The 8,011-nt window shown below is 72.3% G+C and carries 8 protein-coding genes; 7 read left to right on the top strand and 1 reads right to left on the bottom strand.

Going from position 1 to position 8,011, the window contains the following annotated elements; all coding sequences use genetic code 11:
* Positions 1–99: 99 nt before the first annotated feature.
* The 7 genes from ASG00_RS06095 (at position 100) to ASG00_RS06065 (ending at position 6,649) form a co-directional block, all read left to right on the top strand.
* On the top strand, positions 100–858 hold the full coding sequence (locus ASG00_RS06095; RefSeq protein ID WP_056207793.1) for an SDR family NAD(P)-dependent oxidoreductase: 759 nt from the start codon (positions 100–102) through the stop codon (positions 856–858).
* Between the two features lie 39 nt (positions 859–897).
* Positions 898–2,193 (top strand): chloride channel protein, encoded by a 1,296-nt coding sequence (locus tag ASG00_RS06090; protein ID WP_056207580.1) that lies wholly within the window; start codon positions 898–900, stop codon positions 2,191–2,193.
* A complete protein-coding gene (locus tag ASG00_RS06085; RefSeq protein WP_327037322.1) occupies positions 2,147–3,022 on the top strand; it encodes a sulfite exporter TauE/SafE family protein in 876 nt (291 codons plus the stop codon). Before ASG00_RS06090 ends, ASG00_RS06085 begins: the two co-directional genes overlap by 47 nt.
* Positions 3,023–3,117: 95 nt before the next feature.
* Positions 3,118–3,564 carry a MaoC family dehydratase N-terminal domain-containing protein gene (locus tag ASG00_RS06080; protein ID WP_056207576.1) on the top strand — a complete coding sequence of 149 codons (447 nt, stop codon included), beginning with the start codon at positions 3,118–3,120 and terminating at the stop codon, positions 3,562–3,564.
* Complete coding sequence (locus ASG00_RS06075) at positions 3,561–3,965, top strand: MaoC/PaaZ C-terminal domain-containing protein (protein WP_045247820.1); 405 nt, start codon at positions 3,561–3,563, stop codon at positions 3,963–3,965. Before ASG00_RS06080 ends, ASG00_RS06075 begins: the two co-directional genes overlap by 4 nt.
* A 3-nt stretch (positions 3,966–3,968) precedes the next feature.
* Positions 3,969–5,105 (top strand): UDP-N-acetylmuramate dehydrogenase, encoded by a 1,137-nt coding sequence (locus ASG00_RS06070; protein ID WP_056207573.1) that lies wholly within the window; start codon positions 3,969–3,971, stop codon positions 5,103–5,105.
* Positions 5,102–6,649 carry a trypsin-like peptidase domain-containing protein gene (locus ASG00_RS06065; protein ID WP_045247822.1) on the top strand — a complete coding sequence of 516 codons (1,548 nt, stop codon included), beginning with the start codon at positions 5,102–5,104 and terminating at the stop codon, positions 6,647–6,649. Before ASG00_RS06070 ends, ASG00_RS06065 begins: the two co-directional genes overlap by 4 nt.
* Before the next feature lie 70 nt (positions 6,650–6,719).
* Here ASG00_RS06065 and ASG00_RS06060 read toward each other — a convergent pair whose 3' ends face one another.
* On the bottom strand, positions 6,720–7,925 hold the full coding sequence (locus ASG00_RS06060; RefSeq protein WP_056207570.1) for a pyridoxal phosphate-dependent aminotransferase: 1,206 nt from the start codon (positions 7,923–7,925) through the stop codon (positions 6,720–6,722).
* Positions 7,926–8,011: the final 86 nt, after the last annotated feature.

Below are 8,011 nucleotides of genomic sequence, written 5' to 3'. Positions count from 1 at the left end.
GGCACTGGGCATGCCCACCCCGGTCTACCTCGCCCCCGGCGATCGGGTCGAGCTCAGCATCGACGGTCTGGGCACGGCGCGCCAGCTGTGCGTGGCGGCATGAGCGCCGGCGCCTGGCGGGGTGTGCGCGCGATCGTCACCGGCGGCGCCTCGGGTATCGGACGCGCCACCGTCGAGGCCCTGCAGGACGCCGGCGCCACGGTCGGCGTGCTCGACCTCGCCGTCGACGACCTGCCGGGCGCGGCGATCGGCGCATCCGCCGACCTGCGCTCGCGGACATCGGTCGCCGCGGCCATCGATGCGCTCGCCACGACGCTCGGCGGAGTGGACGTGCTCGTCAACAACGCGGGGATCAGCGCGATCGGCACGGTCGAGGAGAACGACGACGACGAATGGGCGCGCGTGCTCGACGTGAACGTCATCGGCATGGCGCGCGCGTCGGCCGCCGCGCTGCCGTGGCTGCGGCGCTCGGAGCGCGCGGCGATCGTGAACGTGTGCTCGATCGCCGCGCGCAACGGCCTGCCTCAGCGCGCGCTCTACAGCGCTTCGAAAGGCGCGGTGTACGCGCTCACCCTGGCGATGGCGACCGACCACGTCCGCGAGGGGGTGCGCGTCAACTGCGTGTGCCCCGGCACCGTCGCCACGCCGTTTGTCGATCGGATGCTGCAGAACTTCCCCGACCCCGTCGCCGAGCGGGCCGCCCTCGACGCACGCCAGGCCACCGGTCGCATGGTCACGCCCGCCGAGGTCGCCGCGGCGATCCTCTACCTCGCCCACCCGGCGTCCGGGTCGACGACCGGCACGGCGCTCGACGTCGACGGCGGCGTCACCCACCTGCGTATGCGGCCGACCCCCTGAGCGCCGGGCACGTCTCACCGGGTGCGCTAACGTGACGGCGTGACATCCGCCGCCCGCGCCCTGCCCGCGCGACGTCTGCCGGCACTGCTCACGCTGCTGCGACTGGGGCTTGCGACCGTCGTGATCGGGGTCGCCACGGGCCTTGCCGTCCTGCTGCTGGTGTGGATCGTGCACTCGATCGAGCATCTCGTGTGGGGGCACGAGGAGGGGCCGTTCCTCGACGGCATCGCCTACCCGAGCGTGTGGTGGCTGCCGCTCGTCAGCGTCACCGCCGCGGGCGTGATCGCCGCCACCGGCTGGTACCTGGTGCGACGTTTCGGTCGCCGCATCGCCAGCGTCGAGGAGGGCGTCGCCGGCACGCCCATGCCGTGGTGGGAGACGCTCATCGACACGGTGCTGCAGGTGGCATCCGTGGGTCTCGGTGCCTCCATCGGCAAGGAGGTCGCCCCGCGCGAGCTCTCGGCCATGGCGGGCTCGAAGATCGTGCGGTGGTTCGGACTCGACGCCCGCTGGCGCCGCATCCTCATCGCCTCCGCCGCCGGCGCGGGCCTCGCCGCCGTCTACAACGTGCCGCTCGGCGGTGCGCTGTTCGCGGTCGAGATCCTGCTGGCCCAGTTCAGCATCGGTGCGGCGGTGACAGCCCTCTCGGTCAGCGCCATCGCGACGCTCGTCGCGCGCCCGCTCGTGCCCGACGAGTCGCTCTACCACGTGGCATCCGTCGAGGTGAATGCGTCCCTCATCGTCGCCGCGATCATCATCGGCCCCCTCATGGGTCTCGGTGCCACCGGGTTCGCCGCGACCACCAAGCGGCTCTCCGGGCTGCGGCCCACCGGTTGGAGGCTGCTCGTCGCGCTTCCGGTCGTCTTCGCCGCCGTCGGTGCCGTCGGCATCGTGTTCCCGCTGATACTCGGCAACGGGCGTGCGCTCGCGACCGCCGGCTTCGACCTGTCGCAGCCCGCACTGCTGCTGCTCGTGCTCGCCGTGCTCAAGTACGTCGCCACCTCGATCTCGCTGGGCTCGGGCGCGATCGGCGGCACCCTGCAGCCCTCCGTCGCGATCGGTGCGGCGCTCGGAGCGGCGGCCGCGGCCGGATGGGCGTTCATCTGGCCGGGCGCCGACGGCACGGCGCTCGCGATCGTCGCGGCGGCCGCCTTCCTCGCCTCCAACATGCGGGCCCCCTTCACGGCGATCGCGCTGATCGTCGGCTTCACCGGAACCGGGTTCGACCTGCTCGTGCCGATCTTCCTCGCGGTCGCCGGCTCGCTCGCGGCATCCCGTCTCGTCGGCCGTGGCGCCCTCGGCCGCTTCGCGCCGATCGACCCCGGCCGCGAGTAGCGCCGGCGGGGCGGTTAGGCTCCGAAGGATGTCGCTCCCCGCCGCCCCCGCCTCCCGCTCGCGCCGCCTCGTGCTCGCGTGCATCGGCATCGGGCTCCTCTCGGGCTTCCTCTCGGGCCTGTTCGGCGTCGGCGGCGGCACGGTCATCGTGCCCCTGCTCGTGCTGCTGCTCGGCTTCGACCAGCGGCGCGCCGCCGGCACCTCGCTCGCGGCCATCGTGCCGACCTCTGCCGTCGGGGTGATCTCCTACGCGGTGCACGGATCGGTCGCGTGGATCCCCGCGCTGCTGCTCGCCGCGGGCGCTGTCGTGGGCGCCCAGATCGGCACCTGGCTGCTGCCGAAGGTGTCGCGGAACGCGTTGCGCTGGGGTTTCGTGGCGTTCCTCGCGGTCGTCGTCGTGAGCCTCTTCCTCGTCATCCCCTCCCGCGGCGAGCCCTTCGACGTCGCGTGGTACACCGCGATCGCCCTCGTCGCCCTGGGCGTCGTCACCGGCGTCGTCTCGGGCCTCATCGGGGTCGGCGGCGGTATCGTCGTCACCCCGGTGCTCATGCTCGCGTTCGGCGCGAGCGACCTGATCGCCAAGGGCACGTCGCTGCTCATGATGATCCCGACGGCGATCTCGGGCACCGTCGGCAACCTCCGCCGCCACAACGTCGACCTCGCCGCAGGCCTGATCATCGGCATCGCCGCGTGCGCCACCACCGCCCTCGGGGCGTGGGTCGCGACGATCGTCGATCCCTTCGTCGGCAACGTGCTGCTCGCCGCCTACCTCGTCTTCATCGCGGTGCAGATGGCGCGCAAGGCGCTCACGGCGCGCCGGGCGCGCTGACGCCGGAGGCGCACCCCCGACGCGCCCCGACGTCCACGGTGCGCACCTCCAGCGTCCTCCCGGGCGCGGCCGGGCCCCCTCGGTAGGATGATCGGGTGCCCGTGAACACCGAGCTCGTCGGCCGCGTCTTCCCGCCGACCGCCCCGTACATCGTCGGCCGTGAGAAGGTGCGCGAGTTCGCGCGCGCCGTCTTCGCCACCGACCCCCAGCACGTCGACCCGGCTGCCGCCCAGGCGCTCGGCTACGCCGACGTGGTCGCCCCGCCGACCTTCGCGATGGTCATCCAGGACCTCACCCTGCAGCAGCTGCTCGCCGAGCCCGACTCGGGCATCGTGCTCGAGCGCCTCATCCACGCCGAGCAGCGCTTCCGCTACACACGGCCTATCGTCGCCGGCGACGAGCTCGTCGGCACGCTGTCGGTCACGGGCGTCCGCGCCGTCGGCAAGGGTGCGATGGTGACCAGCGAGGCCGAGGTCACGGATGCCTCGGGCGCACACGTCGTGACCGCGACATCCATCCTTCTCGTGGGAGGCGACGAATGACCGACCTGCAGATCGGCGACGTCGTCGCGGAGCGCGACGTGCACCTGACCCGCGAGGCGCTCGTGCGCTACGCGGGCGCGTCGGGAGATTTCAACCCCATCCACTATCGCGACGACATCGCCCAGCGCGTGGGTCTTCCCGGCGTCCTCGCACACGGCATGCTCACGATGGGCCTCGCTGTCGAGACCGTCGTGCCGTGGCTCGGTGACGCCGGACGCATCCTCGAGTACGGGGTGCGTTTCACCCGGCCCGTGCTGGTTGACGCGGAGGACGGTGCCGATGTGCACGTCGTGGCGGCCGTCGGCGCCGTCAGCGACGGGGAGGCCCGCATCGACCTCACCGTGACCTTCGGCGAGACGACCGTGCTGGGCAAGGCCCAGGTGCGGGTGCGCACCGCCTGACCCATGCCCGAGATCGACCCGCTGCCGCTCGCGCAGCTCACGACCCTCCGCACCGGTGGCGCCCCCGAGCGCATGATCGACGCGCTCACCCGCGACGAGCTCGTGACGGTGCTGCGCGACGTCTGGGCGAGCGGCGACGACTGGCTCGTGCTGGGCGGCGGCTCGAACCTGCTCGTCGGGGACGAGCCATTCGAGGGAACGGTCGTGCGGGTGCGCTCAGCGGGCGTCGAGCGGCTCGCAGCCCCGGAACCGGGCATCGCACGACTGCGGGTGCAGGCGGGTCACGCCTGGGACGATCTGGTCGCACAGAGCGTCGCGTGGGGGCTGTCGGGCATCGAGGGCATGTCGGGCATCCCGGGAACCGTGGGCGCCGCGCCGGTGCAGAACGTCGGCGCGTACGGGCAGGAGATCGCCGACACGCTCGTCGCCGTCGAGCTGATCGACGAGACGACCGGCGAGGTCGTGGAAGTGCCCGCGGGCGAGCTGGGCCTCGGTTTCCGCACGTCGGTGCTCAAGCACCACTACGGATCGGTGCCCGCCCGGCGTGCCGTCATCCTCACCGTCACCCTCGACCTCGCGGAGATCGGCACCGCCCCGCGCCCGCTGACCTCCGACCGGCTGCGCCAGGCGCTGCCGGTCGCGGCGGGCGCCGAGCTCTCGCTCGCGGAGGTGCGCGATCTGGTGCTGCAGACCCGGCGTGCGAAGGGGATGGTGCTCGATGAGGCCGACCCCGACACGCGCAGCGCCGGGTCGTTCTTCCAGAACCCGATCGTGTCCGAGCAGTTCGCCCGCAGCCTTCCCGATGCCTGCCCGCGGTGGCCGATGGAGTCGACCCGCGAGCCCGTCATCGTCATTCCGTTGGCGGCATACGACGGGTACGTCCCCCGCGCGGCGCCCCGCAACGTGCAGTACAAGCTGAGCGCCGCGTGGCTGATCGAGAACGCCGGCATCCGCAAGGGGATGCGGCTGGGCCGCTCCCGCGCCTTCGTCTCGTCGAAACACGCCCTCGCCCTGACGAACCGCGAGGACGGCACGGCCGCCGAGGTCGCCGAGCTGGCCCGGTTCGTGCAGCAGCGGGTCGCGGCCGACTTCGGCATCGAGCTGCAGCCCGAGCCCGTGCTCGTCGGGGTGGAGCTGTGAGCGCGCGGCGCCGTGCCGCGGCGATCGCGACCCTCGCCCTCGCGATCGTGCTGTCGGGGTGCACCGGCGATGCGCTCGGACCCGCGACTCCCTCGCCGTCGGCGACGCCGCCCGCCCAGCCCGCGACGCCGGTGACCGCTGCCGAGCTGCCGTCGTACACGGCGGTCGCGCGGCTCAGTGGCGCCCTGGACTGCACCGGAACCCTGATCTCGATCCCGACATCGGCGACGGATGCCGCATCCGCTCCGGCATACGTGCTGACCACCGGTCGCTGCGCGGGCCTCGACGCCCAGAGCGAGGCGAACGAGACGATCGTCGACCAGCCCGGTCGCGGCACGGCCCGCTTCCTCGACATCACCGGCGCCTCGAGCGATGCGATCGTGACGTCGAACATCGCGCGCGTCGAGTACGCCACGCGCCGAGGTGACGACATCGCCGTGCTCCGCCTCGACGCCTCGCTGGCCGATCTGGCCGCGAAGGGTGTGACACCCCTCACCGTCTCCTCGACAGTGCCCGACCAGGGCATCGCCGTCACGAACGTGGCGGTGCCCACGGAGGACCTCCCCGAGGCGGATCGCGTGATGCGCAAGGGCGAGTGCACGATCGGTGCGACGCGCACCGTGCTCGAGTACAAGTGGCTGTGGTTCGGTGCGCTCTCGACGCCGTGTCCCGGCGTGATCGGCGGAACCGCCGGCGCCCCGCTCATCGCCGACGGCCAGGTGGTCGGCATGATCGGCACGACGAACGTGGGCGTGCCGACCGGCCGCGGATCCTCCTGCTACGTCGGGCGACCCTGCGAGGTCGGCTCCGACGGTGCCACGTTCGTCGCCGACTCCAGCTACAGCATGCCCGTGGCATCCGTGTCCGGCTGCTTCGCGACCGGGCGGTTCGCGCTCGGCTCGGGGTGCGGTCTCTCCGACGCGCAGTGGAGCATCGACGGCGGCGGCATCTTCGGCGGCGACGGGCAGGACGGCACCGGACGAACCCCGTCCCTCACCCTCCAGGCCGCGACGACGGCAGGACTCGAGGTGCAGCTGAACGTGCCGATCGCGGATGCCGCGACGTGCACTGATGCATCGACGTACGACGCCGGGCGGCGCTACATCCTCGATCCCGGCGATGAGCGCGTCGTGCCGGTGGCACTGCCGACGACCAACTCGTTCGTGGTGGCGTGCATCGCGGTGCCGGGGGATGAGGCGAACGCCGCCCGCATCGTGTTCTCGATCGACACCGTCGCCCCCACCGACGGCCCCGAGCTCACGGTGCAGCGCTTCGCCGATGGCGGGGTGCTCGTGGAGCCGGTCTTCGACCTGCCCGACATGTCGAGCGTCTGGGTGAAGTTCGGCGACCCGTCCGAGACGGTCTGTGCGGATCCGACCGGCTACTCCGAGGCCTACCGTCAGCCGTTCCTGTACGAGCGCGGCGCGCTGCCGCTGCGGTTCTGTGCCTACGGCTTCGACGTGGCGGGCAACAAGTCGCCCGTCGTCGACCACATCATCGATCCGGCGACGCCGACGCCGACGCCGGGCGCGACGATCCGCTGACGCGCCCCGCAACGACCGCGGTCAGGCCGCGACCTCGGTTCTGCCGCGGTCGGTCAGGCTGCGACCCCGGTCAGGCGGCGCCGAAAAGGCGCTGCAGGCGGTGCACGCCCTCGAGCAGCGCGTCGTCGCCGAGCGCGTACGACAGCCGCAGGTAGCCGCTCGGGCCGAACGCCTCACCGGGGACCACGGCGACCTCGGCCTGCTCGAGGATGAGGTCGGCGAGCTCGAGCGATGAGGTGGGCGTGACGCCGCCCCACTCGCGGCCGAGCAGCCCTGTGACATCCGGGTAGACGTAGAACGCGCCGAGCGGGTTCGGCACCGTGACGCCCGGGATCTTCGCGAGCTCGGCGACCATGAGGCGCCGGCGTCGGTCGAAGGCCTGCCGGAACTCCTCGGCCTCGGTCTGGGGGCCGGTCAGCGCGGCGAGCGCCGCCCGCTGGGCGATGTTGTTGACGTTGCTCGACAGATGCGACTGCAGGTTGGCGGCGAGCGTGATGGCGTCCTTCGGGCCGACCATCCAGCCCACGCGCCATCCGGTCATGGCGTAGGTCTTCGCGACGCCGTTGACGAGGATGGTCTGGCCGGCGACCTCGGGAACCACCTCGACGACGGATGCCGCGCGCGCGCCCTCGTAGACGAGGTTCTGGTAGATCTCGTCGGAGATGATCCAGATGCCGTGCTCGAGGGCCCACTCGGCGATCGCGCGGGTCTCGTCGGGGGTGTACACGGAGCCGGTGGGGTTCGACGGCGACACGAAGACGAGCACGGTGGTGCGCGCGGTGCGGGCCGCCTCGAGCTGCTCGACGGTCACCTTGTAGTCCTGGTCGGCGCCGGCGAACACCTCGACGGGGATCCCGTCGGCGAGACGGATGGCCTCGGGGTAGGTGGTCCAGTAGGGCGCCGGCAGCAGCACCTCGTCGCCGGGGTTCACGACCGCCTGGAAGGCCTGGTACACCGATTGCTTGCCGCCGTTGGTGACGATGATCTGCGACGGGTCCACCTCGAGACCGGAGTCGCGCAGGGTCTTCGCGGCGATCGCCTCGCGGAGCACCGGGAGGCCGACCGCGGGGGTGTAGCGGAAGTTCGCGGGGTCTTCGAGTGCGTGGGCCGCGGCATCCACGATGAACGACGGCGTCGCGAAGTCGGGCTCTCCGGCCGCGTAGGAGATCACCGGGCGGCCGGCGGCCTGAAGGGCCTTGGCCTTGGCGTCGACCTTCAGCGTGGCGGACTCGGCGATGGCGGAGAGCTTGCGGGACAGCGGAGCGCGTTCAGACACGCTCTCGAGCGTAGTCGCCCGACGGGTCTCGCACCCGGGCGTGTCGCGTGCTCAGCGCGCGTCGACCGTGCTCGGAGCGAGCGAGC

It is taken from the genome of Microbacterium sp. Leaf351, assembly GCF_001423825.1.
Lineage (GTDB): Bacteria > Actinomycetota > Actinomycetes > Actinomycetales > Microbacteriaceae > Microbacterium > Microbacterium ginsengisoli.
This window is presented reverse-complemented; position numbering and strand designations above follow the sequence as displayed.

What these genes read in the sequence shown, in the direction of transcription:
- ASG00_RS06070 (WP_056207573.1), top strand. Translation starts at nt 3,969, where the DNA reads ATGCCCGAGATCGACCCGCTGCCGCTCGCGCAGCTCACGACCCTCCGC.
- ASG00_RS06095 (WP_056207793.1), top strand. Translation starts at nt 100, where the DNA reads ATGAGCGCCGGCGCCTGGCGGGGTGTGCGCGCGATCGTCACCGGCGGC.
- ASG00_RS06075 (WP_045247820.1), top strand. Translation starts at nt 3,561, where the DNA reads ATGACCGACCTGCAGATCGGCGACGTCGTCGCGGAGCGCGACGTGCAC.